This is a genomic window from Micromonospora coxensis (assembly GCF_900090295.1).
In the GTDB taxonomy this organism is placed as follows: domain Bacteria; phylum Actinomycetota; class Actinomycetes; order Mycobacteriales; family Micromonosporaceae; genus Micromonospora; species Micromonospora coxensis.
The window spans coordinates 2,710,204-2,736,961 of the sequence record NZ_LT607753.1; the positions used below are offsets into that span (position 1 = coordinate 2,710,204).

27 protein-coding genes are annotated in these 26,758 nt (G+C 74.8%); 7 read left to right on the top strand and 20 right to left on the bottom strand.

Going from position 1 to position 26,758, the window contains the following annotated elements; all coding sequences use genetic code 11:
• The first annotated feature begins 193 nt into the window (after nt 1-193).
• Nucleotides 194-934, top strand: a complete 741-nt coding sequence (locus GA0070614_RS12115) for a DUF4142 domain-containing protein (protein ID WP_088976058.1) — start codon at nt 194-196, stop codon at nt 932-934.
• A 51-nt stretch (nt 935-985) separates the two neighbouring features.
• On the opposite strand, the gene GA0070614_RS12120 is transcribed toward GA0070614_RS12115, so the two are convergent.
• From GA0070614_RS12120 to GA0070614_RS12175, 12 genes are all read right to left on the bottom strand, one after another.
• Nucleotides 986-1,240: a hypothetical protein gene (locus tag GA0070614_RS12120; protein ID WP_088979393.1), complete on the bottom strand. Its 255-nt coding sequence runs from the start codon at nt 1,238-1,240 to the stop codon at nt 986-988.
• A 16-nt stretch (nt 1,241-1,256) separates the two neighbouring features.
• Nucleotides 1,257-2,303 (bottom strand): tRNA (adenosine(37)-N6)-threonylcarbamoyltransferase complex transferase subunit TsaD, encoded by a 1,047-nt coding sequence (tsaD, locus tag GA0070614_RS12125; protein WP_088976059.1) that lies wholly within the window; start codon nt 2,301-2,303, stop codon nt 1,257-1,259.
• Nucleotides 2,303-2,767, bottom strand: a complete 465-nt coding sequence (rimI, locus tag GA0070614_RS12130) for a ribosomal protein S18-alanine N-acetyltransferase (RefSeq protein WP_088976060.1) — start codon at nt 2,765-2,767, stop codon at nt 2,303-2,305. The genes tsaD and rimI overlap by 1 nt, the downstream gene beginning before the upstream one ends.
• Before the next feature lie 88 nt (nt 2,768-2,855).
• Entirely contained in the window at nt 2,856-3,533 is a 678-nt protein-coding gene (tsaB, locus tag GA0070614_RS12135) for a tRNA (adenosine(37)-N6)-threonylcarbamoyltransferase complex dimerization subunit type 1 TsaB (RefSeq protein ID WP_088976061.1), read from the bottom strand.
• A 220-nt stretch (nt 3,534-3,753) separates the two neighbouring features.
• Nucleotides 3,754-4,605 (bottom strand): maleylpyruvate isomerase family mycothiol-dependent enzyme, encoded by an 852-nt coding sequence (locus GA0070614_RS12140; protein ID WP_088976062.1) that lies wholly within the window; start codon nt 4,603-4,605, stop codon nt 3,754-3,756.
• Between the two features lie 73 nt (nt 4,606-4,678).
• Nucleotides 4,679-5,380, bottom strand: a complete 702-nt coding sequence (gene ung / locus GA0070614_RS12145; RefSeq protein WP_088976063.1) for a uracil-DNA glycosylase — start codon at nt 5,378-5,380, stop codon at nt 4,679-4,681.
• Nucleotides 5,381-5,433: 53 nt separating this feature from the next.
• Nucleotides 5,434-5,919, bottom strand: a complete 486-nt coding sequence (gene tsaE, locus GA0070614_RS12150; RefSeq protein WP_088976064.1) for a tRNA (adenosine(37)-N6)-threonylcarbamoyltransferase complex ATPase subunit type 1 TsaE — start codon at nt 5,917-5,919, stop codon at nt 5,434-5,436.
• Entirely contained in the window at nt 5,916-7,010 is a 1,095-nt protein-coding gene (locus GA0070614_RS12155) for an alpha/beta fold hydrolase (RefSeq protein WP_088976065.1), read from the bottom strand. Before GA0070614_RS12155 ends, tsaE begins: the two co-directional genes overlap by 4 nt.
• A 173-nt stretch (nt 7,011-7,183) precedes the next feature.
• A complete protein-coding gene (gene alr / locus GA0070614_RS12160) occupies nt 7,184-8,302 on the bottom strand; it encodes an alanine racemase (protein WP_088976066.1) in 1,119 nt (372 codons plus the stop codon).
• Between the two features lie 45 nt (nt 8,303-8,347).
• Nucleotides 8,348-8,686 carry a PepSY domain-containing protein gene (locus GA0070614_RS12165; protein WP_088976067.1) on the bottom strand — a complete coding sequence of 113 codons (339 nt, stop codon included), beginning with the start codon at nt 8,684-8,686 and terminating at the stop codon, nt 8,348-8,350.
• A gap of 86 nt (nt 8,687-8,772) precedes the next feature.
• Complete coding sequence (locus tag GA0070614_RS12170; RefSeq protein WP_088976068.1) at nt 8,773-10,245, bottom strand: NAD(P)H-hydrate dehydratase; 1,473 nt, start codon at nt 10,243-10,245, stop codon at nt 8,773-8,775.
• 55 nt (nt 10,246-10,300) lie between these two features.
• Nucleotides 10,301-10,669: a holo-ACP synthase gene (locus GA0070614_RS12175; RefSeq protein ID WP_088976069.1), complete on the bottom strand. Its 369-nt coding sequence runs from the start codon at nt 10,667-10,669 to the stop codon at nt 10,301-10,303.
• 185 nt (nt 10,670-10,854) lie between these two features.
• Between GA0070614_RS12175 and GA0070614_RS12180 the strand changes: the two genes are divergently transcribed.
• Nucleotides 10,855-11,136 (top strand): hypothetical protein, encoded by a 282-nt coding sequence (locus GA0070614_RS12180; RefSeq protein ID WP_408630748.1) that lies wholly within the window; start codon nt 10,855-10,857, stop codon nt 11,134-11,136.
• On the top strand, nt 11,133-12,983 hold the full coding sequence (locus GA0070614_RS12185; protein WP_231933619.1) for an alpha/beta hydrolase: 1,851 nt from the start codon (nt 11,133-11,135) through the stop codon (nt 12,981-12,983). The genes GA0070614_RS12180 and GA0070614_RS12185 overlap by 4 nt, the downstream gene beginning before the upstream one ends.
• Before the next feature lie 77 nt (nt 12,984-13,060).
• On the opposite strand, the gene glmS is transcribed toward GA0070614_RS12185, so the two are convergent.
• Nucleotides 13,061-14,974 carry a glutamine--fructose-6-phosphate transaminase (isomerizing) gene (gene glmS / locus GA0070614_RS12190; RefSeq protein ID WP_088976071.1) on the bottom strand — a complete coding sequence of 638 codons (1,914 nt, stop codon included), beginning with the start codon at nt 14,972-14,974 and terminating at the stop codon, nt 13,061-13,063.
• 238 nt (nt 14,975-15,212) lie between these two features.
• Between glmS and GA0070614_RS12195 the strand changes: the two genes are divergently transcribed.
• From GA0070614_RS12195 to GA0070614_RS12205, 3 genes are read left to right on the top strand one after another with little or no spacing between them, the layout of a single operon-like run.
• Nucleotides 15,213-16,316 (top strand): MmpS family transport accessory protein, encoded by a 1,104-nt coding sequence (locus GA0070614_RS12195; RefSeq protein WP_088976072.1) that lies wholly within the window; start codon nt 15,213-15,215, stop codon nt 16,314-16,316.
• A 31-nt stretch (nt 16,317-16,347) separates the two neighbouring features.
• Entirely contained in the window at nt 16,348-17,544 is a 1,197-nt protein-coding gene (locus GA0070614_RS12200) for a pyridoxal phosphate-dependent aminotransferase (protein ID WP_088976073.1), read from the top strand.
• The gene (locus GA0070614_RS12205; RefSeq protein ID WP_088976074.1) at nt 17,541-18,659 is read left to right on the top strand and encodes a threonine aldolase family protein; all 1,119 of its coding nucleotides are present in this window, start codon (nt 17,541-17,543) and stop codon (nt 18,657-18,659) included. The genes GA0070614_RS12200 and GA0070614_RS12205 overlap by 4 nt, the downstream gene beginning before the upstream one ends.
• A gap of 238 nt (nt 18,660-18,897) precedes the next feature.
• Here GA0070614_RS12205 and glmM read toward each other — a convergent pair whose 3' ends face one another.
• The 7 genes from glmM to GA0070614_RS12240 form a co-directional block, all read right to left on the bottom strand.
• Nucleotides 18,898-20,253, bottom strand: a complete 1,356-nt coding sequence (glmM, locus tag GA0070614_RS12210) for a phosphoglucosamine mutase (RefSeq protein WP_088976075.1) — start codon at nt 20,251-20,253, stop codon at nt 18,898-18,900.
• Between the two features lie 113 nt (nt 20,254-20,366).
• Nucleotides 20,367-20,831 (bottom strand): 30S ribosomal protein S9, encoded by a 465-nt coding sequence (gene rpsI, locus GA0070614_RS12215; RefSeq protein ID WP_088647409.1) that lies wholly within the window; start codon nt 20,829-20,831, stop codon nt 20,367-20,369.
• A gap of 20 nt (nt 20,832-20,851) precedes the next feature.
• Complete coding sequence (rplM, locus tag GA0070614_RS12220; protein WP_088976076.1) at nt 20,852-21,295, bottom strand: 50S ribosomal protein L13; 444 nt, start codon at nt 21,293-21,295, stop codon at nt 20,852-20,854.
• Between the two features lie 191 nt (nt 21,296-21,486).
• Entirely contained in the window at nt 21,487-22,869 is a 1,383-nt protein-coding gene (locus GA0070614_RS12225; protein WP_088976077.1) for an MFS transporter, read from the bottom strand.
• 125 nt (nt 22,870-22,994) lie between these two features.
• Complete coding sequence (locus GA0070614_RS12230) at nt 22,995-23,288, bottom strand: type II toxin-antitoxin system PemK/MazF family toxin (protein ID WP_088976078.1); 294 nt, start codon at nt 23,286-23,288, stop codon at nt 22,995-22,997.
• Nucleotides 23,278-23,565: a DUF6364 family protein gene (locus tag GA0070614_RS12235; protein ID WP_088976079.1), complete on the bottom strand. Its 288-nt coding sequence runs from the start codon at nt 23,563-23,565 to the stop codon at nt 23,278-23,280. Before GA0070614_RS12235 ends, GA0070614_RS12230 begins: the two co-directional genes overlap by 11 nt.
• A 126-nt stretch (nt 23,566-23,691) precedes the next feature.
• A complete protein-coding gene (locus GA0070614_RS12240) occupies nt 23,692-24,387 on the bottom strand; it encodes a class I SAM-dependent methyltransferase (RefSeq protein WP_088976080.1) in 696 nt (231 codons plus the stop codon).
• A 147-nt stretch (nt 24,388-24,534) separates the two neighbouring features.
• On the opposite strand from GA0070614_RS12240, the gene GA0070614_RS12245 reads away from it, so the two are divergent.
• Nucleotides 24,535-26,721 carry a molybdopterin oxidoreductase family protein gene (locus GA0070614_RS12245; protein WP_088976081.1) on the top strand — a complete coding sequence of 729 codons (2,187 nt, stop codon included), beginning with the start codon at nt 24,535-24,537 and terminating at the stop codon, nt 26,719-26,721.
• Nucleotides 26,722-26,758 lie beyond the last annotated feature (37 nt).

Sequence of the window (26,758 nt, forward strand, 5' to 3'; positions counted from 1 at the left end):
TCAGAGTCCATCGGACGGTGGCCGACAACCCAACGAATCCGCGAAAGTCGTGGTTGGACCGGCCCGGTCACTCGGGCAACCGAATCCGGTGAACTGATCGGGCCGGTGATCCGTACCAGAGAGCGGACGGGCAGCCGGCGGATGCGCTGCCCGACGTCACGCGTACGGCACCAGACCGAGGAGGCACCGCAGCATGGCACCGCTGGAATCCGCACGTCGTCGGCGAGGGCACCGGACCCACCGGGTGGCGGTGCTGCTCGTCACGCTCCTGGCCGGGCTGGTGGCCCTGCCGGGCGTGGCCACGGCCGCTCCGGCCGCGCAACTCAACGCCGCCGACATGACGCTGCTCAACGGCGTCCGGTTGGCCGGCCTCTGGGAGATGCCGGCCGGGCAGATGGCCGCCGAGAAGGGACAGTCGGCCCGGGTCCGCGAGATCGGCGCGGAGATCGCCCGGCAGCACGAGCAACTCGACCTGCTCGTCGTCGCCGCCGCCAACAAGCTCGGCACCACGCTTCCCACCGACGCCACCGCCGAGCAGAAGGGGTGGCTGGGCGAGATGCAGGAGGCCACCGGCGCGCAGTTCGACCAGATCTTCGTGACCCGGCTCCGGGTGGCGCACGGCAAGATCTTCCCGGTGATCGGCGCGGTGCGGGCGGCCACCCGCGACGCCACCGTCCGCAAGCTCGCCGACCAGACCAACAAGTTCGTCACCGACCACATGCTGATGCTGGAGAGCACCGGGCTGGTCCGCTGGCAGCAGATGCCGCCGGCCGCCATGCCGCCCGCGCAGAGCGACTCGCTGATCGCCGCCGCCCAGGCCGGCGCGCCCGCGCGCCCCACGACCAGCGTGGGCACCACCGTCGTCTGGATGGTCTTCCTGCTCGCGCTCGGCGTCGGCGGCTTCACCACCTGGCGCATCCTGCGCCGCAACTGAGCCCGCGCGACGCGAGCGGCCGGGAGCACCACGCTCCCGGCCCCTCGCGCGTCAGCGGTCGACCTGGGTGAAGTCCCAGGAGTGCGGCGGACGGGCCACCAGCATCGCCGGCGGCTCCGGCAACGCACGCGGGTTGCTCCGCCACTTCGAGATCACCACCACCCGGTGGTCGGTGGAGGAGAAGACCTCACTGGACAGGTGCAGCGGGTCGTGCTCCAGCTCCGGCAGCGCGGTGTCACAGACCCAGGTGATCAGGTCGGTGAAGCCGTACGGCTCCGCGCGGGCCTCCCACATCCGGACGATCACGTCGGCCACCTCTCCGTCACACGCTGACCGTGGTCAGCGGCAGGGCCGAGTCGGCGGGCAGGTCGAGCCGGCTCGGCGCCACCCCGGCCGCGACCAGGTGCGAGCCGAGCGCCGCGACCATGGCGCCGTTGTCGGTGCAGAGCTTCGGCCGGGGTACGCGCACCCGGATGCCGTGCTTCGCGGCCCGGTGCTCGGCCATCGCCCGCAGCCGCGAGTTGGCCGCCACTCCCCCGCCGATCACCAGCGTCCCGACCCCGTTGGTCCGGCAGGCGTCGATCGCCTTGGTGACGAGCACGTCGCAGACCGCCTCCTGGAACGAGGCCGCCACGTCGGCCACCGGCACCGCCTCGCCGGCCCGCTGCCGGGCCTCCACCCAGCGGGCCACCGCCGTCTTCAGGCCGGAGAAGGAGAAGTCGTAGCGGTGCGCCGCGAGATCCTTCGCCGCCGTCAGCCCACGCGGGAACCCGATCGCCGCCGGGTCGCCGGCCCGGGCCTCCCGGTCGATGTACGGCCCACCGGGGAACGGCAGCCCGAGCAGCCGGGCCACCTTGTCGAACGCCTCCCCGGCGGCGTCGTCGATGGTGGCCCCGAGCGGGGTGACCCCACGCGCCAGGTCGTCGACGAGCAGCAGCGAGGAGTGCCCGCCGGAGACCAGCATGGCGATCGCCGGCTCCGGCAGCGGGCCGTGCTCCAGGGTGTCCACGGCGACGTGCGCGGCGAGGTGGTTCACCCCGTACACGGGCTTCTCGGCGGCGAGCGCGTAGCCCTTGGCGGCGGCCACGCCGACCAGCAGCGCGCCGGCCAGCCCGGGGCCGGAGGTGACGGCGATCGCGTCGATGTCGGCGAGGGTGACGCCCGCCTCCCGCAGCGCCCGGTCCATGGTCGGCACGATCGCCTCCAGGTGGGCCCGGCTGGCCACCTCGGGCACCACCCCGCCGAAGCGGGCGTGCTGCTCGACGCTGGAGGCGAGCGCGTCGGCCAGCAGGGTGTGCCCCCGCACGATGCCGACGCCGGTCTCGTCGCAGGAGGTCTCGATGCCCAGGACCAGGGGTTCGTCAGCCATCAGTCGTCCGTCCCGTACGCGCTCGGCGGGGCGACGCGCCGCATGACCAGCGCGTCGGTGTTGCTCGGTTGGTAGTAGCCGCGACGCACGCCGATCGGCTCGAAGCCGTACGTCGCGTAGAGCTTCTGGGCGGGGGCGTTGTCGGCCGCCACCTCCAGCAGGACGCTCCGCGCGCCCTGGCGGGCCGCCTCGGCGAGCAGGTCCTCCAGCAGCGCGCGACCGACGCCGCGCCGCTGGGCACCACGACGCACCGCGACGACCTGCACCCACGCCTCGTCCGGCTGGACGGTCAGCCCCGCGTAGCCGAGCACCGACCCGTCGACGTCGGTGGCCACCCGGTAGTAGTGCCCGCTGGCCAGTTCGTTCCAGAACATCGCCGCGGACCACTGCTCGGCGCCGAAGAGGTCCGCCTCGATCGGCAACACCTCGTCGATGTGCCACCAGCGGAAGCGGTCCAGCCGCACGGCTGGCAGGCCCGGCTCACTCCTCGCGCTCACGGTGCCACCTCGGCTCGCGACTGCGGGGCTCGCAGGCCCGGCTCACTCCTCGCGCTCACGGGAGGACCGGCTTGCGGGCGGTCGCCGCCACGGCGTCCGGTCGGCGCAGGTAGAGCGGGGTGAGCGCCTCGCCGGGGGCGCCGGCCCGGATCCGCTCGGCGGCCAGCACGGCCAGCGCGGTCGCGTCCGGGTAGCGCGGCTCGGCCCGCAGCGGCAGGCCGAGCACGTCGGCGTACCGGTGCGCGCCGTCGCCCACCGCGACGGTGACGGCCAGCTCGCGGGCCCGGTCGGCGGCTACCGCCGGGGCGTCCACGTTCGGCCCGGCGATCCGCTGGCCCGCGCCGTCGTAGACCGCCCAGTAGACCTCCCGGCGGCGGGCGTCGGTGGCGGCCAGGACCGGCTCGCCGGCCGCCACCGGGTGGCCGAGGCCGTCCAGCGAGCAGACGCCGTACGTGGGGATGCCGAGCACCTGACCCATGGTGGCGGCGGTGACCAGGCCGACCCGCAGCCCGGTGAACGGGCCGGGGCCGAGGCCGGCGACGATCGCGGTCAGGTCCCGGGGCCGGGCGGCGGCGTCGGCGAGCACGGCGTCCACCTGCGGGGCGAGCAGTTCGCCGTGGGCGCGGGCGTCGACCGTGCAGCGGTGCGCCCGCGACGCGACGCCCTCCGCCGAGACCTCCACCAGCGCGGCGGTCACCGCGGGCGTCGAGGAGTCCACCACCAGTACGAGCACGATTGACCAGCCTAGCCGCCCGGGCCGTCACCCCCGGTGACGCCCCACCCCACCGCCGACCGCCCCGGCCCTCCGCCCCGCCCCGCCCGCCCTCCGCGATCGTGCAGGTGCGGCTCCGTCATATGCGACACGAGCCGCAGAACGCCGACCCGAACTGCAAGATCGCAGATGGCGGGGGCAGGGGCGGGGTGGGAGGTGAGCGGCTGGGCGGGTGCCGGGGTCAGCTCGGGGTGCGGAACTTGCGGAGGAAGGCGAACAGCAGCCAGGGCCGCCGCCCGGAGATGCGCACCCGCCCGGAGAGCACGGCCCGTGCCCGGCTGACCCGGCCGAACATCATCAGGTTGAGGGTGCCCGGATCGTGGTGGATCCGGACGTCGGGCCGGGCGTCCGGCGGGGCGAACGAGACCAGCCCCCGGTGCAGCATCAACCGGATCGGGTCGATGTGGGCGTTGCGGAACTCGACCACGATCGGCCGCTCGCTGGGCGGCGCACCGCCGTCCTGGAGCTTGCCGTAGCCGTGGCGCACGACGCCGGCCAGGAACAGTTCGAGGAACAGGGCGGCGTCGCGGCCCGGCAACGGCCAGCGCCGCCCGGTGGCCGCGGCGAGGTCGTGGCCGTGGATCAGCAGTTCGTTGACCAGGTGGGCGCAGAGCCCGGCGAGCGGCACCCGGGCCCCGCCGAGCCAGGGCACCGTCTCCTCCGGGTCCCGGTCGGCGCAACTGGCCAGCAGGTGCCCGACGTCGGCCCGCAACCGGGCGAGCAGGACGACCGGGTCACGCTCGGTGAAGCGCCGGAGGATCACGTCGTTGAAGTCGGCGACCGTGTCGACGGTGATCCCGGTGATGTAGTCGTCGAACCCCTCCACCGGCAGCGGCGGGTACTCCGGGTCGGCCAGGTAGGCGTAGACCCAGGCCAGGGAGACCACGTGCGCCAGCATGTCGGCCGTCGACCAGTCGGCCGTGCACATGGTGTCGGGCCGGCAGGACTCGACCAGGCCGGCGAAACGCTCGGTCTGGTCGGCCAGCGCCGTCCGCGCGATGTTCCACTGCTCGGTGGTGACCGTCGCCGCCATGCGCCCTCCCCTGGTCGCCATGCCGCCGACCACAGGCTACATCGGACGGTCACCTGACGATGACCCCGCGCAGTCAGCCGGCGGAGCGCTCCCAGTCCACAGTGGGCAGCCCCGCGTCGGCGAGCGCCTTGTTGGCCGCACTGAACGGCCGGCTGCCGAGGAATCCGCGCGGGTTCATCGGGCTCGGGTGCCCGGCCTCCAGCACGACGTGCGCCGGGTTGGTGACCAGGGCCGCCTTCTTGCGGGCGTACCCGCCCCAGAGCAGGAAGACGACCCGCTCGTCGCGGGCGTCGAGGGCTCGGATGGTGGCGTCGGTGAACTCCTCCCAGCCGGAGTTGGCGTGCGAGCCCGGGGTGGCCTGCCGGACGGTGAGCACCGAGTTGAGCAGCAGCACGCCCTGCGCCGCCCAGCCGTCGAGGTTGCCGCTGCGCGGCTTGGGCACGCCCAGGTCCTCGCCGAGTTCCTTGAAGACGTTGCGCAGCGACGGCGGCACCGCCACCCCCTCGCGGACGCTGAAGCTCAGCCCGTGCGCCTGCCCCGCCTTGTGGTACGGATCCTGCCCGAGGATGAGCACCCGGCACTGCTCCGGCCCGCAGAGCCGGTAGGCGGAGAAGAGGTCCTCCAGCGGCGGGAAGACGGTCTGGGTGGCGTACTCCCGGGCGACGAACGCGGCCAGCGCGGCGGTGCGGGCCGGGTCGAGGTGCGGGGTGAGCACGGCACGCCACGCCTCCGGCAGCAGCGCCAGCAGGTCGAGGGTGGGGGCGTCGTCGGGCATCGGCAACCTTTCGCAGTCGTCCCGGGCACTCTAGGCAGCGGGTACGACAGCGCTCAGCGCAGGGCGTCCAGGCGGCCCGCCCAGTCGCCCCCGACCGGCTCCAGCGCGACCACCCGGGTGTCGTCCTCGCGCCGGTCGATGCGGACCCGCAGGTGCGCGTCGACCAACTGCTCCACCAGCCCCTCGCCCCACTCGACCACGGTCACCGAGTCGTCCACCGAGGCGTCCAGGTCGAGGTCGTCGATCTCGGCGCGGGGGTCGGCCGCGTCCCCCAGCCGGTACGCGTCGGCGTGCACCAGCGCCACGCCACGTCCCCGGACCGGGTCGGGCCGGTGCACCCGGGCGATCACGAAGGTCGGCGAGGTGATGTCGCCGAGCACCCCCAGCCCGGCGCCGATGCCCTGGGTGAGCGCGGTCTTGCCGGCCCCCAGCGGGCCGGTGAGCAGGAGCAGGTCGCCCGCGCGCAGCACGGCGGCCAGCCGGCGGCCGAAGGCGTGCGTCTCCTCCACCGTCGGCAGGGTGACGGTCACCCCACTCACAGGTCCTCCAGGAACTCGGTCAGCGCCGCGTTGACCTCGTCGGCGTGCTCCAGCATCACCACGTGCCCACTGTCGTTGATCTTCACGTACCGGGCGTGCGGCAGCCGGCGCACGATCTCCTCCGAGTGGTTCACCGGCGTGATCATGTCCTTGTCCCCCACCACGACCAGCACCGGCGTGCCGCTCAACGCGGCCAGCGCCGGGAACCGGGAGTGGCTGGCGAGGGTACGGAGGTAGCGGGTCACCGTGTCCGCCGACGTCCGGGAGTTCATCCGCTCGACGTACGACACCAGGGCCGGGCTGGGCCGGCGGGTGCCGAAGCCGTACCGGCGGGTGAGCAGCCAGGCCACGTTGGACGTGGACTGCCGGGCCTTGTCGATCACCGTGCCGCCGTACCGGGCGGCGTTGCTCATCATGTAGAGCACCGGCGAACCGACCCGGCCCAGCAGCGCCGGCGCGACCAGCTTGGTCTCCGCGAGCAGACCGCCCGAGGTGGCCATCAGCACCGTGCCCACCACCCGGTCGCCGAACATCTCCGGGTACAGCTCGGCGAAGGCCATGATCGTCATGCCGCCCATCGAGTGGCCGACCAGCACCAGCGGCCCCTCCGGGGTGGTCCGGTCGATCACCCGGCGCAGGGTACGACCCAGCGCCTCCAGGTCGTACTCGCCGGACTCCAGCCGGCCGGAGCGGCCGTGCCCCGGCTGGTCGTACGCGACGATCCGGTGCTCGCCCCGCTCGGCGAGCATCTTGCGCTGGAAGTGGAACGTCCCCATGTCGAGGCAGAAGCCGTGCACCAGCACCACCGTCGGGCGCCCCGGCGCGGGGCGGGTCGGCTCGACCACCTCGACGTGGATGTCGGTGCCGTCCTCCAGCTCCAACCGGAACGAGTCGTCGTACCGCTGCTCGCCGAAGGCCTCCCCGGCGTACCGGTCGGTGGGGTCGGCCTTGAGCCGGCGGACCAGCGCGCGCTCGGTGGCGACACCGGCCGCGAGACCGGCGGCGGCCACGCCGACGGTCGCCAGCGCGCCGGCCACCTTCCCGGCGGCGGTGCGCGGCCGGGGGACGCGGAAGCGGTGCGGCGCGCTCACGGTGCCGGCTCTGTTCGCGACTGCGGGGCTCGCAACCCCGGCTCACTCCTCGCGCTCACGGTGCCACCTCGGTTCGCGACTGCGGGGCTCGCAACCCCGGCTCACTCCTCGCGCTCACGGCGCCACCTCGGTTCGCGACTGCGGGGCTCGCAACCCCGGCTCACTCCTCGCGCTCACGGTCGCTCGCCGTCGTAGACGCGGGGCACCCGGACCCCGCCGAACCGGGTGACGATCTCGTAGTTGATGGTGCCGACCGCGTCGGCCCAGTCGTCGGCGGTGGGCTCGCCGTCGACGCCGCTGCCGAAGAGGGTCGCCACGTCCCCGGCGGCCACCTCGTCCGTGCCGCAGTCCAGCACGAACTGGTCCATGCAGACCCGGCCGGAGATGGTGCGCCGCCGGCCACCGAGCTGCACGGGGCCGACGTTGGAGGCGTGCCGGGGCACGCCGTCGGCGTAACCGAGCGGCACCACGGCCAGGTTCGTCTCGTCCTCGGTGGTGTACGTGTGCCCGTACGAGACGCCGGTGCCGGCCGGGACCCGCTTGGTGAGCATGATCCGGGCCCGGGCGGTCATCGCCGGGCGCAGCCCGAAGCGCTCCCCGGCGATCGGCGACAGCCCGTAGACGGCGATGCCGGGGCGGACCAGGTCGAAGTGGGTGTCGGGGCGGGTCAGCGTGGCGGCGGAGTTGGCCAGGTGCCGGTAGCGCGGGCGCAGCCCGGCCCGCTCGACCATGGCCAGGCCCTCGTGGAAGACCGCGAGCTGGCGGTCGGTGGTGGGGTGGCCGGGCGAGTCCGCGTACACGAAGTGGCTCCACACGCCGACCACCTCGACCAGACCCTCGGCCTGGGCCTTCGCGGCGGCCTCCAGCAGGCTCGGCCAGTCGGCGACGGTGGCCCCGCCCCGCGACAGGCCGGTGTCGATCTTCAGGTGCAGCCGGGCCGGGCGGCCCGCGAGCCGGCCCGCCTCGATCATCTCGTCGAGCTGCGGCAGGCTGGCCGCGGCGAGGTCCACCCCGGCCGCGACGCCCTCGTGCAGCGGCAGCCCCGGGTCGAGCAGCCAGGCCAGCACCGGGGCGGTGATCCCGGCCCGGCGCAGGGTCAGCGCCTCGTCCAGGGTGCAGACGCCGAGCCAGTCCGCCCCGGCGTCCAGCGCGGCGCGGGCCGAGGGGACCATGCCGTGGCCGTACCCGTCGCCCTTCACCACCGCCATCAGCTCGGCGCCGGTGCCCGCCCGGAGCCGGGCCACGTTGTCACGGATCGCGTCGAGATCGACGCGCACCTCGGCCTGCCACATACGCCCAGCCTACTTGCCGGGTGATCACCCGGCTCCGGTCCCGGTTCAGCGGGTGAGCACCGTCCCGTCGACCGCGTCGACGTCGACCTCGCCGACCCGTGCCCCGCGCAGCTTCATCTCCCAGATCGGCCGGCCGCCCTCCTCGTCCAGCTCGGCCCGGGTCACCTGGCCGCCGAACCGGGCGGTGACGATCTCGGCCGCCTGCACGGCGTTGACCGGCCGGGGGCCGAAGCGCGCGTCCAGCTCCGGGTCGATCCGCAGCTCGAAGGCGGGCCCGCCGGGCGGGGTGGCGACCCGGTCCCGGCCGTCCTTGGCCGAGGCGATGGCGGTACCGGCGACCAGCATGCCGCCCACGGCGACGACCAGCAGAACGGCCTTACGCATGGCTCCTCCTCGGAGAACACGTGCGGCCGGCAGCGTCCGACGACGCACCGCACGCCGGGGAGTACGGCCCCCGGCGGCAGGGCGGTTCAATCCAGCAGCGGCGCGATCACCGGGCGCAGCGCGGCCACCACGTCCGGCGCGGTCACCGGGCCGGACCGGGCCGCCTCCCGCCCGGCCAGCCCGTGCAGGTACGCGGCGGTGGCCGCCGCCCGCTCCGGGGCCAGCCCGGCGGCGAGCAGCGAGCCGAGCAGCCCGGCCAGCACGTCGCCGGTGCCCCCGGTGGCCAGCGCGGGGCTGCCGGTGGGGTTGACGTACGCCCGGCCGTCCGGGGTGCCGATCACCGTACGGTCCCCCTTGAGCAGGACCGTCGCGTTCATCCAGGCGGCCAGCCGCAGCACGGCGGCGACCCGGTCGGCGCCCGGCTCCTCGCCGCAGAGCCGGGTGAACTCGCGGTCGTGCGGGGTGACCACGATCGGGGCGTCCCGGTCGCGCAGCCGGTCGGCGAGCGAGCCGTCCACCAGCAGGGTCAACGCGTCGGCGTCGAGCACCACCGGCACCGGGGCGGCCAGCACCGCGCGCAGCTCGGCGGCGGCCCGCGCGTCGGTGCCGAGGCCGGAGCCGCAGACCCAGGCCTGGACCCGGCCGGCGCCGGCGACCCGGTCGGTGGCGATCACCGACGGGTGGCGGCGGACCACGTCGGACCGTGCGCCGCCGGCGTAGCGGACCAGGCCGGTCGGGCCGGCGAGCGCGCCGCCCACCGAGAGCACGGCCGCCCCCGGGTACGTCCGGGAGCCGGTGGCGACCCCGACCACGCCCCGGCTGTACTTCTCCGCGGACGGGCCGAGACGCGGCCACCAGCCGGCCACGTCCGACCCCTCGGTGACGTGCAGCGCGGGGGTGCCGCGCAGCCACGGCCCGAGCCCGATGTCGACCAGCTCGACCTGCCCGGCGAGCGGGGCGGCCGGACCGACCGCCAGCGCCGGCTTCCACGCGCCGAAGGTGACCGTCACGTCGGCGCGGACCGCGGCGGGCCGGCCGGAGGCGGCCAGCGGCACGTGGCCGATGTCCACCGCGACGCCACTGGGCACGTCCACCGCCACCACGGTGGCCCGGTCGCCGTCGCGCCCGCAGTACCGCACCAGGCTCGCCGCCAACTGCTCGGCGGTCTCCCGCAGCCCGCCCGTGCCGCCGATCCCGACGATCCCGTCCAGCACCAGGTCGACGACGGTCGGTGGCCGGTCGACCAGCCGACCACCGGCGGCACGCAGCGCGGCGAGCCCTTCGACGTGCGCCCGGCCGGGGGTGACCAGCAGCGCGTGGACGGCAGCGCCCCGGCGGGCCAGGTGCGCGCCCGCGTACAGGGTGTCGCCGCCGTTGTCGCCGGAGCCGACCAGCAGCAGGACCCGGGCCCCGTACACCCCGCCCCGGTCGGCGAGCAGCAACGCGCAGCGGCGGGCCAGGCCGGCGGCGGCCCGGGCCATCAGCGTCCCGGGTGGCAGGGTGCCCATCAGGCCCGCCTCCGCCGCGCGTACGTCCGCGACCCGCCACACCGGTTTCATGCCACCGTCCCGTTCGATCGGCCTGCGGGCGGGCCGGGTGGCCCACCCGGACGTGTCAGCGTTCCGCGACCACCATCGCCGAGGCGATCCCGCCGTCGTGGGAGAGCGAGAGGTGCCAGCGGTTGATCCCGCGCTCGGTGGCGGCGGACGCCACGGTGCCGGAGACGGTCAGCCACGGCCGGCCGTCCGGGTCCGGCACGATCTCGCAGTCGTGCCAGCTCAACCCGCCGGGGGCGCCCAACGCCTTGGCGACCGCCTCCTTGGCGGCGAAGCGGGCGGCCATCGACTCGGTCGAGCGCGGGTTGCCGGAGCTGGTGTAGCGCTCCGCCTCGGTGAAGAGCCGGTCGGCGAGCAACGGGGTGCGGGCCAGGGCTCGGGCGAACCGGTCCACCAGCACGACGTCGATGCCGACCGCGACGATCACGGACCCACCCTACCGGCGGTGCGGGCGGCAGATTAGCCGTCGGCCACACGGCGGGCAACACCTGTGGACGACCCTGGGGTACGCCCACCGCCCGCTGTCCACAGGCCCGGCGGACCGGCGGCACAGCCGCCTAGCGTCGGCCCGGTCGAGGTCACCGGGACGGGGAGGCGGGCAGGGTGGAACCGTTGGAGGTACGACCGGAGGTGCTGCGCGAGGTGGCCGGCCGGCTCACCGACGAGGCGTACGCGCTGGCGCACGGGGTGGCCGGCGCGCCGGGGCTGGTGGTGTCCGCGCCCGAGTGGCGGGCCGCCGCCGCCCTGACCCGGCTGGAGTCGGCCACGCACTCCTGGCACGGCGTGCTCGGCGGTCGGGTGGCACAGACCGCCGACGCCCTACGCACCGCCGCCCGCGCCTACGAGGCGGTCGACGACCGGGCGGCCGGTCGACTCGCCGCGCTGCCCCGGTGACCGGGTACGCGCAGCTCTGGCGAGCCGTGCCGGCGGACTGGAGCAACGCCGCGGCGGCCTGGCGCGGGTTGGCCGACCCGGTGCGGCGCCGCCGTCGAGGGCTCGCGACGGGCGCGGGCACCCTGCGTACCGGGTGGTCGGGCGGGGCGGCCGGCGCGGCCGGTGGGCGGCTCGCCGGGCTGCGGGCCGAACTGGCCGGTCTGCTGCCGGTGCTCGTGGAGGCGGACCAGGTGCTCGCCGAGTTCGCGGGCCGGCTGCGGGCGGCGAAGGCGCGGCTCGCCGCGGCGGTGGCGCTGGCGGACCGCAGCGGGGTGCAGCTCGACCGGCACGGCGTGGCGAGCGCCGTCCCGGTGCCGGCCCGCCCGGCGTGGGCCGGCCCGGAGGCGGGCGTCTTCCCGGCCGGCGTGCCGGCCCGCTCACCGGCCCCGCCCGGCCGCCACCGGGGTTCCGGTGGTCCCACCGGCGCCGACGGACCTGCGGGACGGTTCGGCAGCGGACCTGCGGGGTCGGTCGGCGCGGGTGGACCTGCGGGAGCGGTCGGCGCGGGCGGACCTGCCGGGGCCGCCGGAGCGGGTCCGGCCGCTCGGGTGTCGGGCGTGGGCGGGCCGGTGGTGGCGGGCGCCGGGGGTGGTCCGGCCGGGCCGGCGGAGGTGGCGCGGGTGGCCGCCGCCGTACGGGAGGCGCTCGCGCTGGCCGACGCCGCCGACCGGGAGGCCGCCGCCCGCCTCGACGAACTGGCGGCGGCGGGCCGCACCGGCTGGGTCACCCCGCCACCGCCCGGGCGGCCGGCGGCCGGTGCCTCTCCCGCCTCGGTCCGCGCCTGGTGGGCCGGCCTCACCCCGGCCCAGCGGCGCTGGCTGGTGCTGCACGAACCGGGGCGGGTCGGTCGGCTGGACGGTGTCCCGGTCGCCGCCCGCGACCAGGCCAACCGGCTGTTGCTCGCCGACCGCCGGGACGCCCTCTCGGCCGACCTGCGGGACCTGTCGAGCGGGCCGGGCGACCGGGCCGCGCGCCGCCGGGTCGAGGCGGCGTTGGCCGGGCTGGACGGGCTGGACGGGCGGCTGGCGGTGACCGGACCGCCCCGGGCGTACCTGCTGGGGCTGGACGAGCGCGGGGACGGGCGGGCGATCGTCGCGCTGGGCAACCCGGACCGCTCGGCGCAGGTGTTGACGTACGTGCCGGGGATGACCGCCGACCTCGCCGACGCCCCCGGCGAGCTGAGCCGGGCCGCCCGGGTGCTCGGCCGGTGCGCCGGCGTCGCCCCCGGCGAGGAGACCGCAGCGGTGCTCTGGCTGGACTACGACGCGCCGGACTTCCTGCACGAGGCGGCCTGGCCGGCCCAGGCGCGCGACGCCGGCCCGGCGCTGCACCACTTCCAGGAGGGGCTGCGGGCCACCCACGAGGGGCCACCGGCCCGGCAGACCGTGCTGGGGCACAGCTACGGCTCGGTGGTGGTGGGCAACGCCGCCCGCGACCACGGGCTGGCCGCCGACGCGCTGGTCTTCGTCGGCTCTCCCGGTGTCGGGGTGGATCGGGCGGAGGCGCTACGTCTGCCGTCCGGGCAGGTCTGGGCGAGCACCGCGGCGGACGACGTGATCCGGTGGGTGGAGCCACCGGCGCAGCTCACCGGCCGAGCGGCACTCGCCACGTCACCGCTGGCCACGGCGGTCTCGCTGCTGCGCCCCGACGACCACGAGCTGTGGTTCGGCCACGACCCGGCCGATCCCGGTTTCGGTGGCCGCACCTTCCCCAGCGCCCGGTACGGCCACATCGGCTACTGGGAGCCCGACAATCCGGCCCTCGACGGGATGGCCCGGATCGTGCTCGGCCGGCCGGTGACCCCGTGACGGCGGCGCCGGGGAGACGACCGGGCCCCGCCGGCCGTGGGTACGGCGGGCGGGGCCCGGTGGACGTCGCGGTCGGACTACTCGACGGTGACCGACTTCGCCAGGTTGCGGGGCTGGTCCACGTCGTGTCCACGGGCGGCCGCGATCTCGGCGGCGAGCACCTGGAGCGGCACGGTGGTGACCAGCGGGGCGAGCAGCGTCGGCGTACGCGGCACGTAGATCAGGTGGTCGGCGTAGCGGACCACCGCCTCGTCGCCCTCCTCCGCGATCACGATGGTCCGGGCGCCCCGGGCGCGGACCTCCTGGATGTTGGAGACGACCTTGTCGTGCAGCATGCCCCGGCCCACCGGCGACGGCACCACGCAGATCACCGGGGTGCCCTTGTCGATCAGCGCGATCGGGCCGTGCTTCAGCTCACCGGCGGCGAAGCCCTCGGCGTGCATGTACGCCAGCTCCTTGAGCTTGAGCGCGCCCTCCAGGGCCACCGGGTAGCCCACGTGCCGGCCGATGAAGAGCACGGTCGGCTCGGACTTCAGCTCCCGGGCCAGCTCGCGCACCGGCTCGATCCGGGCCAGCAGCTCGCGCAGCTTGCCGGGCATCTCCTGGAGCTGGGCGACCACCGCGCCCACCTCGTCGGCGAACTTGATGCCGCGCACCTGGGCCAGGTGCAGGCCGATCAGGTAGCAGGCGACGAGCTGGGTGAGGAACGCCTTGGTCGAGGCGACCGCGATCTCCGGCCCACCGTGGGTGTAGAGCACCGCGTCGGACTCGCGCGGGATGGTGGAGCCGTTGGTGTTGCAGATGGCCAGCACCCGGGCCTTCTGCTCCTTGGCGTGACGCAGCGCCATCAGGGTGTCCATGGTCTCGCCGGACTGCGAGATCACCACGATCAGGGTGGACCGGTCCAGCACCGGGTCGCGGTAGCGGAACTCGCTGGCCAGCTCGACCTCGCAGGGGATGCGGGTCCAGTGCTCGATGGCGTACTTGGCGACCAGACCCGAGTGGTACGCGGTGCCGCAGGCCACGATGAAGATCTTGTCGACGTCGCGCAGGTCCTGGTCGCTGAGGCGGACCTCGTCGAGGGCGATCTCACCGGTCTCGGTGAGCCGGCCGAGCAGCGTGTCGGCGATCGCCTGCGGCTGCTCCTCGATCTCCTTGAGCATGAACCAGTCGTAGCCGCCCTTCTCCGCGGCGGAGGAGTCCCAGTCGATGTGGAAGTCCTTGCCGGCGGCGGGCTGGCCGTCGAAGTCGGTGATCTCGATGCTCTCGCCGGTGATCAGCACGATCTGGTCCTGGCCCAGCTCGACCGCCTCGCGGGTGTGCTCGATGAACGCGGCCACGTCGCTGGCGAGGTAGTTCTCCCCGTCGCCCCGGCCGACGACCAGCGGCGAATTGCGCCGGGCGCCGACCACCGCGCCGGGGATGCCGGCGTCGACGGCGAGCAGCGTGAAGGCGCCCTCCAGCCGTCGGCAGACCACCCGCATGGCCGAGGCGAGCAGCTGCGGACTGTCGGCCTCGCCGGCCGCGCGCAGCTCGGCCAGGGCGTTGGCGAGCAGGTGGGCGGCGCACTCGGTGTCGGTGTCGCTGGTGAACTGGACGCCGTCGGCCTCCAGCTCGGCGCGGAGCTTCGCGAAGTTCTCGATGATGCCGTTGTGGATCACCGCGACCCGACCGTCGGGCGACTGGTGCGGGTGGGCGTTGCGGTCGGTCGGGCCGCCGTGGGTGGCCCAGCGGGTGTGGCCGATGCCGGTGGTGCCGTCACCGATGCCGATCGGGCTGGCGGCGCAGGAGGTGGGATCGGCGGCGGCCCGCTCGGACAGCACCTTCTCCAGGTTGGCCAGCTTGCCGGCCTTCTTCTCGGTCAGCAGTTCGTCGTCGCAGACGATCGCCACGCCGGCCGAGTCGTAGCCGCGGTACTCCAGCCGCCGCAGTCCGTCGAGCACGATGCCGAGCGCCGGGCGCGAGCCGGCGTAACCCACGATTCCACACATGGTCCGCAGCCTAACCCAGTTTCGCTCATCTCGCGTGCGCAGAAGTCGGCTAAACAATCACTGAATTTGAGCGATCGGCCGGTCGAGGCCAGCGCCCGGACGATCGTCCCCGCGCTGCGGCCCGCCGTGGCCGCGCAACGGGGTTGCGGGTCCTCCCCCGGTACGACAGTCTCTCGGCGGATCCGGCACGTCCCTCGGACAGCCCGACACCCCATTCCCCTCCCGTCCCGGAGCAGACATGCCCGACGCGTCCCCGCCCGCCGGGCCGTCCTCGCCCGAGCCGTCCCCCGCCGAGCCGTCCCCCGCCGAGCCGACCGGCGGCCCCGCCGTCGAGCCGACCGGCGGCCCCGGCGGCGCTCCGGCCGACCCGACCGCCGCGACACCCGCCGGGCACGCCTGGGCGCCGCCGGATCCCCTCGCGGCGCCCCGGCCCTGGACCGCGCCGGAGCCGTGGGCCTCCCCCACGCCCACCACGCCGGCCGACCCGGGTCGCTGGGCGCCTTCCCGCACACCGCCTGATGTCGCCCCGCCCGGCGCGACGGCTGAGGCCGCCGGGACAGTTGGGGCCGCCGGAACCTCTGGGACCATTGGGGCCGCCGGAACCTCTGGGACCGGCCCGCAAGACACTCCGGCCGGTCCGCACGGCACCCCGGCCGGCCCCAACGCCACCCCGGCCAGCGCGTGGGCCACCCCGACCAGCCCGCACGCCACCCCGACCGGCCCGTACGCCACCCCGACCGGGCCCGCCGGAGCGAGGCCCACCGGCTGGCCGCCGGCGGCGTACCCGCCGCCGTACGCCTACCCCGGCCGCCCGTCCGGCTCCTCGATCGGTGGACGCCGGGTGGCCGGCATCGTCATCGCGGTCGTCGCCGTGCTCGTCATCGTCGTCTGCGGCTGCCTGGGGGTGGGCAGCGCACTGGTCGGGCGGTACACCCCGGGCCCGGTCGCCGAGGACCCCTACTACGACGATCCGTACTACGACGAGGACGACGAGGACGACACCCCCGTCCCGACCTGGACCCCGCCCACGCCCAGCGAGCCGGCGACCGCCGCCGCCACCCCGTCGAGCGGGGGCGGCCGGATCAGCGTGACGTACGAGGTGACCGGAAAGGGCCGGGGAGACATCCGGTACTACGACGCCAACGGCGAGTTCATCCGCCTGGACGAGGTGCGGCTGCCCTGGCGCATGAAGATCCGCACCGACGATCCGAGCCGGGTGATGGTGATGGCCGACAACACCGAGTACGACACCCCGATCGCCTGCTCGGTCCGGGTCGGCGACCGCCGGCCGGTGACCGACGAGCACCCACTGGGGTACCAGGTGACCTGCACGGGGAGGTGACCGGACGCGGCCGGGCCGTAGGCTGGCCACCGTGACGACAACCCCCGACGTCGATCCCCTCGTCGCCCGGATGCGCCCCTTCGGGACGACGATCTTCGCCGAGATGTCCGCGCTCGCGGTCCGCACCGGCGCGGTGAACCTCGGGCAGGGCTTCCCGGACAGCGACGGCCCGCCGGAGATGCTGGCCGCCGCGGCGGAGGCGCTGCGCACCGGGCAGAACCAGTACCCGCCGGGCCCCGGGATCCCCGCCCTGCGCCACGCGATCGCCGAGCACCAGCGCCGCTTCCACGCGCTGACGTACGACCCGGACGGCGAGATCGTCGTCACGGCGGGCGCCACCGAGGCGATCGCGGCCAGCATCCTCGCCCTCTGCGAGCAGGGCGACGAGGTGGTCTGCTTCGAGCCGTACTACGACTCGTACGCCGCCTCGATCGCGCTGGCCGGCGCGGTGCGGCGGCCGGTGACGCTGCGCCCGGGCGACGACGGCCGGTACGGCTTCGACCCGGCGGAGCTGCGCGCCGCGTTCGGGCCGAGGACCCGGCTGGTGCTGCTCAACTCCCCGCACAACCCGACCGGCAAGGTCTTCACCCCGCAGGAGCTGGCCCTGGTGGCCGACCTCTGCCGCGAGCACGACGCGTACGCGGTCACCGACGAGGTCTACGAGCATCTGGTCTTCACCGACGCCGCGAGCGGGCACGTGCCGCTGGCGACGCTGCCCGGGATGCGGGAGCGGACGCTGCGCATCTCGTCGGCCGGCAAGACGTTCTCCTGCACCGGCTGGAAGGTGGGCTGGGTGAGCGGCCCCGCGCCCCTGGTGTCGGCGGTGCTGCGGGTCAAGCAGTTCCTCACCTTCGTCAACGCCGCGCCGCTGCAACCGGCGGTCGCCGTGGCGCTGGCCCTGCCCGACAGCTACTTCACCGGCTTCCGGGACGACCTGCAACTGCGGCGGGACCTGCTGGTGGACGGCCTGACCGACGCGGGCTTCGACGTGCTCAGCCCGGAGGGGACGTACTTCGTCACCGCCGACGTGAGTGCGCTCGGTGGCCGGGACGGAGTGGACTTCTGCCGGTCGCTGCCGGAGCGCTGCGGCGTGGTCGCCGTACCCACCCAGGTCTTCTACGACGACCCGGAGGCCGGCCGGCGGCTGGTCCGGTTCGCCTTCTGCAAGCGGCCCGAGGTGCTCACCGAGGCGGTCACCCGGCTGCGTGGCCTGGCCGGGCGGCGATGAGCGGCTACGCCGCCCGGATCCGCGGGGTCGCCGCGATGCGGGAGTGCGATCGGATCCTCTCCGGCCGGCGGCCGACCTCGCTCGCCGAACAGCTCGCCGTGCTGGCGGCGACCGCCGACCCGGACGGGTTGCCCGACTTCTACGGCGAGGGCGGCCCGGTGGCGACGCTCGAACGCCGGGTGGCCGAGCTGCTCGGCACCGCCGACGCCGTCCTCTTCCCCACCGGCACGATGGCCCAGCAGGTCGCGATGCGGTACGGCGCGGAGCTGACCGGCCGGACCGCCGTCGGGCTGCACCCGCTGAGCCACCCGCTGGTGCACGAGCGGGACGCGTACGCGGTGCTCGGTGGCCTGCGCGCGGTGCCCACCACCACGGCGGCCCGTAATCCGACGGCGCAGGAGGTGGCCGCCCTCGACGAGCCGGTCGGCACCCTGCTGCTGGAGCTGCCGCTGCGCGACGCCGGTTTCGTGCTGCCCGACTGGGACGAGCTGGTAGCCACGGTGGCGGCGGCCCGGGCGGCCGGCGCCCGGGTGCACGTCGACGGGGCACGGCTGTGGGAGTCGGTGCCGCACCTCGGGCATCCGGCGGCGGCGGTCGCCGCGCTGGCCGACAGCGTCTACGTCTCGTTCTACAAGTCCCTCGGCGGCATCTCCGGCGCGGCGCTCGCCGGGGACGAGGCGCTGGCCCGGTACGCCCGCGCGTGGCGGCACCGCTACGGCGGGACGGTCTTCCAGCAGTGGCCGGTCGCCCTGGCGGCGCTCGACGGCCTCACCGACGAACTGCCCCGGCTCGCCGGGTACGTGGCGCACGCCCGGACGGTCGCCGAGGCGCTGGCGGCGCTGCCCGGGGCGCGGGTCTTCCCCACGCCCCCGCACACCCATCAGTTCCGGATCTGGTTGCCGCACCCGGCGGACGTGCTCAACGCCGCCACCCTCGCCCTCGCCGAGCAGGAGCGGGCCTGGTTCGTCGGGAACTGGCAGGAGACCGAGGTGCCGGGTCTGTCCATGGCCGAGGTGACGGTGGCCGGCCCGGCCCTGGAGTTCGACCCCGGGCAGGTCGTCGAGCTGGGCGAGCGGTTCCTGCGCCGCGTCGCGTCCGCCGCCCGGCCGGGCTGACCCTGCCGGGGGCACCCGCCTCGACCCATCCGGGTGCCGCAGCGCCGCCGTCGACGACAGCGAGGCGGCACAGATCCGGCGCGGTCGGACGCCCCGGCCCGGCTGACCCCGGGTCCGGCCTCGGCACCGACCAGATCGGCGGGCACGGCGCCGGGCGCCGCGTACCGGGACGGGTGCGGGTACCGGAGACAGGCGTCGGCCCGGACCGCCGGTGGCGATCCGGGCCGACGGAGAGCTGTCAGGCGGTCGGGCTCGCCACCCGGACCTGCTCGGCGATCCGCTCGGCCACCGACCGGGCGGTCGGCTCGGTGGCGGCCTCGACCATCACCCGTACCAGCGGCTCGGTGCCGGAGGGGCGCAGCAGCACCCGGCCGGTCTCGCCCAGCTCGGCCTCGGCCCGTTCGACCTCGGCGCGGACGGCGGGGGCGGCCGCGCCGACGGTACGATCGCCGACCGGCACGTTGATCAGCACCTGCGGCAGCTTGGTGACCACCGAGGCCAGCTCGGCCAGCGACTTGCCGGTGTGCGCCATCCGCGCCATCAGGTGCAGCCCGGTGAGCACCCCGTCGCCGGTGGTCGCGTACGCCGGCATGACGATGTGGCCGCTCTGCTCGCCGCCGAGGGCGAGGCCGGAGGCGCGCAGCTCCTCCAGGACGTACCGGTCACCGACCTTGGTCTCGATCAGCCGGATGCCCTGCGCGGACATCGCCAGCCGCAGGCCGAGGTTGCTCATCACGGTCGCGACCAGGGTGTCCTGGGTGAGGGTGCCGGCCTCCCGCATGGCGAGGGCGAGGATCGCCATCACCTGGTCGCCGTCGACCTCGTCGCCGTCGGCGGTCACCGCCACGCACCGGTCGGCGTCGCCGTCGTGCGCGATGCCCAGGTGGGCGCCGTGCTCCACCACGGCGGCGCGCAGCGCGTCGATGTGGTTGGAGCCGCAGTCGTCGTTGATGTTGAGCCCGTCCGGCTCGGCGTAGATGGCGACCACCTCGGCGCCCGCCTCCCGGTACGCCACCGGCGCCACCTCGGCCGCCGCGCCGTTGGCGCAGTCGACCACCACCTTGATCCCGTCCAGCCGGTGCCCGACGGTGCCGACGAGGTGCTGCACGTAGTGGTCCGCGCCGTCGAGCAGGTCGTGGACGCGGCCGACACCGGCGCCGATCGGACGGTCCCAGGCGGTGGTGGCGTTCGCCTCGACCGCCGCCTCGATCCGCATCTCGATCTCGTCGGGCAGCTTGTGGCCCCCGGCGGCGAAGAGCTTGATGCCGTTGTCCGGCATCGGGTTGTGCGAGGCGGAGAGCATGACGCCCAGGTCGGCCTTGGCCTCGGCGGTCAGGAACGCCACCGCCGGGGTGGGCAGCACCCCGACCCGGACCACGTTGGCCCCGGCGCTGGTGAGCCCGGCGACCACGGCCGCCTCCAGCATCTCGCCGCTGGCCCGGGTGTCCCGGCCGACCACGGCCAGCGGGGGATGGCTCTTGTCCGACTCGGCGAGCGTGTGCGCGGCGGCCACCGCCACCGCGAGCGCCAACTCGGGGGTGAGATCCGCGTTCGCCCGCCCGCGTACGCCGTCCGTGCCGAACAACCGGCCCATACCCGCCAACCTCCGATGAAACGGTCCCAGGGAAACAACGAACGGCCGGGCCACCTCCCGTCGAGGGGAGGCGGACCCGGCCGTTCGTCAGAAGTACAACGTGTCGCTGAAGGTCAGCGCTTCGAGTACTGAGGAGCCTTACGGGCCTTCTTGAGGCCGTACTTCTTGCTCTCCTTGACCCGGGCGTCACGGGTCAGGAAGCCGGCCTTCTTCAGGGCCGGGCGGTCGTCCGGCTCGCTCACGATGAGCGCCCGGGCGATGGCGAGCCGCAGCGCGCCGGCCTGGCCGGTGGTGCCGCCGCCCCGCAGGTTGGCGATGACGTCGAACGCCTCGGGCTTCTCGGCGGTGACCAGCGGGTCCTTGATGAGCTGCTGGTGCACCTTGCTCGGGAAGTATGCCTCGAGGTCACGGCCGTTGCAGGTGATCTTGCCGCTGCCGGGGACGATGCGCACCCGGACGATGGCCTCCTTGCGGCGGCCCACGGTCTGGATCGGCCGGTCACCACGAGGCGCGCGGGCGACGGGCGCCGGCGCCTCGGTGGCCTCGGGGGCGACCTCGGTCTCGGTGATGTCGGTCATGCTGTTTCCTTCGCCCGCGCTCACTGCGCGATCTGCTTGATCTCGAACGGCACCGGCTGCTGCGCGCCGTGCGGGTGCTCGGCACCGGCGTAGACCTTCAGCTTCTTGATCAGCTGACGGCCGAGCTTGTTGTGCGGGAGCATGCCCTTCACGGCCAGCTCGATGGCCCGCTCGGGGCGCTTGGTCAGCAGCTCGTCGTAGCCGACCCGCTTCAGACCACCCGGGTAACCGGAGTGGCGGTAGGCGATCTTCTGCTGGCGCTTGTTGCCGGTCAGCGCGACCTTGCCCGCGTTCACGATGACGACGAAGTCGCCCGTGTCGACGTGCGGCGCGAAAGTCGGCTTGTGCTTACCACGCAGCAGCGTGGCGGCGTGGGTCGCGAGGCGGCCCAGCACGACATCAGAGGCGTCGATAACGTGCCACTGACGCTCGATCTCACCCGGCTTCGGGCTGTACGTACGCACAGGTCTACCTTGTCTCGTCGTCGGTCTGGGGTCGCGCGCCGAGGTGACCAGGCGCGCACGAACGACCAAGCGTACCTGATGCGGCACGCCTCTGAATGTCGTACAACAGCAGGCAACGATACCCGCCGCCCCGCCGGCAGGTCAAAACGGGGGGTCACCCAGCGTGGCCTGCGGCGGGACGATGAGCCAGATCACACGCCGGCCAGCCGGCGCGGCCCCGGCCGCAGGTACACCGCCCAGGTGAGGCCGAAGCAGAGCGCGTACCAGCCGATGAAGGCGACGTAGGCGGCGTCGGCGTTGCCGGAGGTCAGGAACGACTGCCGGAAGGCCACGTTGACCAGCACCCCGCCGGACGCCCCGACCGCCCCGGCGATGCCGATCAGCGAGCCGGAGAGGCGGCGGGCCCGCCGCTCGGCGGCCTCCACGTCACCGGTCAGCTCCCCCTCGGTGACCGCCCGGGCCCGGAAGATCGCCGGGATCATCTTGTAGGTCGACCCGTTGCCGATCCCGGAGAAGACGAAGAGCGACATGAAGCCGGTGAGGTAGAGCGGGAAGGACCGCTCCCGCGCCGCGTACAGCACCAGGCTGGCGCCGATCGCCATGCCGACGAAGTTCCAGAAGGTCACCCGGGCCCCGCCGAGCCGGTCGGCGAGCTGGCCGCCGACCGGGCGGATCAGCGAGCCGATCAGCGGGCCGAGGAAGGTCAGCCAGGCGGCGTCGACGGGGGTCGGGAAGCGGTCGGCGAACTGGAGCTGGAGCACCTGCCCGAAGGCGAAGCCGAACCCGATGAACGAGCCGAAGGTGCCGATGTAGAGCAGCGACATCACCCAGGTGTGCGGCTCGCGGGCGGCCTCGCGCAGCGCGCCCGGCTCGTTGCGGGCGTTCGGGAGGTTGTCCAGCCAGCGCGCCGAGGCCAGCGCGGCCAGCACGATCAGCGGCAGGTAGACCGCCGGCACCAACCGGGGGTACGCGGCCCCGGCGGTGGCCAGCACCGCCAGCCCGACGAGCTGCACCGCCGGTACGCCGAGGTTGCCGCCGCCCGCGTTGAGCCCCAGCGCCCGGCCCTTGAGCCGCTCCGGGAAGAAGAGGTTGATGTTGGCCATGGAGGAGGCGAAGTTGCCGCCGCCGACGCCGGTCAGGCAGGCCAGCACCATCAGCGTGGTGTACGACACGCCCGGTTCCAGCAGGATCGTCATCGGCACCGCCGGCAGCAGCAGCATCAGGGCGCTGACGATCGTCCAGTTCCGCCCGCCGAAGCGCGCCACGGCGAGGGTGTACGGCAGCCGCAGCACCGCCCCCAGCGCGGCCGGCACGGCAGTGAGCAGGAACTTGCCCGCCGGGTCGATGCCGTACGCGGGCCCCAGGAAGAGCACCGTGACCGACCAGAGGCTCCACACGGAGAACCCGACGTGCTCGGCGAAGATCGAGACCCAGAGGTTGCGCCGGGCGATCCGGGCGCCGGTCGTCCGCCAGAAGGTGGGGTCCTCGGGTCGCCAGTCGGTGATCCGGCGCCCGCCCCCGGCGGTGGTCGCCGGTTCGGCGGTGACTGTTGTCGTGCTGGCCAGCGTACTCACGGCGGCTCCTCCTCGTCGGTGTGACGAGCAGGACGCTAGGAACGGCCGGTTACGGCGGGAGTCCCGTCCGGAGTCGTTCCGGAAACGGGGATCGCACGTCCGCCGCCCAGCGGTGGTGAGACGCCTCAGAGCTGCTGGAGGATGCGCAACGCCCGCCCCACCCGCTGCATGGTCTCGGTGTCGGCGACGTCCACGCACTCACTGAACCACTTCTTCATCGGCGAGGAGATTCGGTCGGGCATCACCACGTACCCGCCCATCCGCACCGCGAGCGGGGAGTCGCGCAGCAGCGCCTCCTCCACCACCTCGGCCACGATCACGATCGGCACGTCGGTGGAGTTGTAGACGTCGGAGCTGATCACCAGCCCGAGCCGCTCCCGGGCCCCCTCGATCCGCCAGATCTCACCCCTACGCAGCACGCGGACGCCCGCCGAAGAGCGCGTCGTCGACCATCGCGACCTCCCGCGCGTCGGCGAGCGCGGCGGACTCCAGGTCGAGCCCGGCCCGGCCGACCGCCTCGGCGTGCGCGGTGAAGACCTCGCGCAGCGCCTTCTCCCGGGCAGCCTGGTCCATCCACGCGGAGAGGCTCAGCCCCTCGCGTTTCGCGAACCGGCGCGCCTCCTCGATCGTCTCGTCGGAGAACGACAGGGTCACCTTGGCAGTCATGCGGCTGAGACTACCCACCGGTACGACCATCAGTCATCCCTCGATGCGTCCCTCGAGAAATCCCCCAGTCGACGCCGTGCGGCGGGTCGCGGCATCAGGTGCCGGGGACACCGCGACACACCGCAAATGGTGCGGCCGAGCTGGGGCGGATGTCCGTCACGGACGGCGGCCGCCGAAGACGGCGAAGCGCCACGCCTTGAAGTAGCAGTCGACCTCGACCAGGCCCGCCTCGGCCAGCCAGCGGCACTGCTCCCCCACCGAGGCCGGCCGGTCGTGCCGCATCCGCTCCCGGGCGGCGGCGATCTCGGCGGCGTCCGAGCCGAGCGCGGTGGCCTGCGCGACCCACACCTCGTCGTAGCGGCGGTCCAGCTCCGGGGTGGGGCCGGCCACCTGTTCGGCGTTGACGAAGACCCCGCCCGGCGCGAGGGCGCGCGCCACCCGCCGGCAGAGCGCCTGCTTGGCGTCGTCGTCGAGGTGGTGCACGGCCAGGGCGGAGACCACCGCGTCGTACCGGCCGACGGGGAGCGGGTCGGTCAGGTCGCCGACCACCGTCGCGTGCGGCACGCCCCGGGCGGCGAGGCCGTCGGCGGCGACCGCGAGCATCCGCGGCGCGCCGTCGAGCAGGGTCACCCGGACCCCGGGGACGGTCGCGGCGAGCAGCAGGGAGAGCAGCCCGGTGCCCGCGCCCAGGTCCAGCACCTCGGGGGTACGACCCTCGGCGAGCGCCGCGCGCAACGGCGGGGCGGCCACCTCGACCGCGGTGCCGTAGAAGTCGTCGAAGCAGGGCACCAGACGCCGTCTGGCCTGGTCGTAGCTGCCCGCCACCGCGTCGAAGGCCGCCGTCACGCTCATCGTCGCCTCCTAAATGATGAGAAATCTGTCTCATATTCTAGATCCTGCCGGCCGGTCACGTGCTCCCGTGCGGTGTGAGGCGCTCTTGACAGGGCCGAAACAAACGGGACCCGGACCGGAAACCGCCCGGCGGCACGCTTCGGTGGCATGACAGACGGTGCACGCGCCGCGACGCCACCGGTGGCCCTGCCCCGTGAGGCGGAAACGCACTGCCCGTACTGCGCCCTGCAGTGCGGGATGGTCCTGCGCGCCGAGGGCGACCGGGTGGAGGTGCTGCCCCGGCAGTTCCCCACCAACCGGGGCGGGCTGTGCCAGAAGGGCTGGACCGCCGCCGAGCTGCTGGACCACCCGGAGCGGCTGACCACTCCCCTGCTGCGCGACGCGTCCGGCGAACTGCGCCCGGCGACCTGGGACGCCGCCCTCGACCGGGTCGCCGCCGGCATCCGCGCCGTCCAGTCCGGACACGGCCGGGACGCGGTCGCGGTCTTCGGCGGCGGCGGGCTCACCAACGAGAAGGCGTACGCGCTCGGCAAGTTCGCCCGGGTGGCGCTGCGGACCCGGCACATCGACTACAACGGCCGGTGGTGCATGTCCTCGGCGGCGGCGGCCGGGATCCGCGCCTTCGGCGTCGACCGGGGACTGCCCTTCCCGCTGGCCGACCTCGCCCGGGCCGACACCCTGCTGCTGGTCGGCGCCAACCCGGCGGAGACCATGCCGCCGCTGCTGCGCCACCTGACCGACCAGCGACAGCGCGGCGGACGACTGATCGTGGTCGACCCCCGGGTCACCGCCACCGCCCGCCAGGCCGACCTGCACCTGCAACCGCTGCCCGGCACCGACCTGGCGGTGGCCAACGCGCTGCTGCACATCGCGCTGACCGAGGGACTGGTCGACAAGGCGTACGTCGACGCCCGCACCACCGGCTTCGAGCAGGTGCGCCGGACCGTCGCCGGGTACTGGCCGGCCGAGGTGGAGCGGCTCTCCGGGGTGCCGGTGGCCGACCTGGAGGCGACCGCCCGGGCGCTGGCCGGCGGCAGCGCGATCATCCTCACCGCCCGGGGCGCGGAGCAGCACGCCAAGGGCGTCGACACGGTCAGCGCCTTCGTCAACCTGGCCCTCGCCCTCGGCCTGCCCGGCCGCCCCGGCTCCGGGTACGGCTGCCTGACCGGCCAGGGCAACGGGCAGGGCGGCCGGGAACACGGACAGAAGTCCGACCAACTGCCCGGGTACCGGAAGATCGACGACCCGGCGGCCCGCGCGCACGTGGCCGGGGTGTGGGGCGTCGACCCCGACGACCTGCCCGGGCCGGGAGTGCCGGCGTACCGGCTGCTGGACTCGCTCGGCACGCCCGGCGGACCGCGCGCGATGCTGGTCTTCGGATCGAATCCGGTCGTCTCCGCGCCCCGGGCCGCCCGGGTCACCGAGCGGCTGCGTGGACTCGACCTGCTGGTGGTGGCCGACTTCCTGCTCTCCGAGACGGCGGCGCTGGCCGACGTGGTGCTGCCCGTCGCCCAGTGGGCCGAGGAGGAGGGCACCATGACCAACCTGGAGGGTCGGGTGCTGCGCCGACAGGCGCTGCGCCGGCCGCCGCCGGGCGTGCGTACCGACCTCGACATCCTCGCCGGCCTGGCCGCGCGCCTCGACGACGGCGAGCCGGGCACCGGCCCGGCCGGGACGCCGACCACCACGACCGGGACCGGCGCGGCGGCGGCGCAACCGGCCGGGCGGGCCGCCCGGCAGTTCCCGACCGATCCCCGGGTGGTCTTCGCCGAGCTGCGGCGGGCCTCCGCCGGCGGGCCGGCCGACTACGCCGGGATCACCTGGGAGCGGATCGAGCGGGACGAGGGCGTCTTCTGGCCCTGTCCGGACCCGGACGGCCCGGACGCCCCCCGGCTCTTCGCCGACCGGTTCCCCACCCCCGACGGCCGGGCCCGGTTCCACCCGGTGACCCACCGGCCGGCGGCCGAGGAGGTCTGCGCCGAGTACCCGCTGCACTTCACCACCGGCCGGGTGCTCGCCCAGTACCAGTCGGGCACCCAGACCCGCCGGGTCGCCGCACTGCGCCGCGCCGCCCCCGGCGGCTTCGTCGAGCTGCACCCGGACCTGGCCGACCGGCTCGGCGTCGACGAGGGGGACGAGCTGGTCGTCACCTCCCGTCGCGGCGAGCTGCGCGCGCCGGCCCGGCTCAGCCCGACGATCCGCCCCGACACCGTCTTCGCGCCGTTCCACTGGGGCGGCGCGGCCCGGGCCAACTCCGTGACCAACGACGCGACGGACCCGGTCTCCGGGATGCCCGAATTCAAGATCTGCGCCGTACGGGTGGAGAAGGCATGAGCGATCGGATCATCCGGCACCGCGCCGCCGCGTCTCG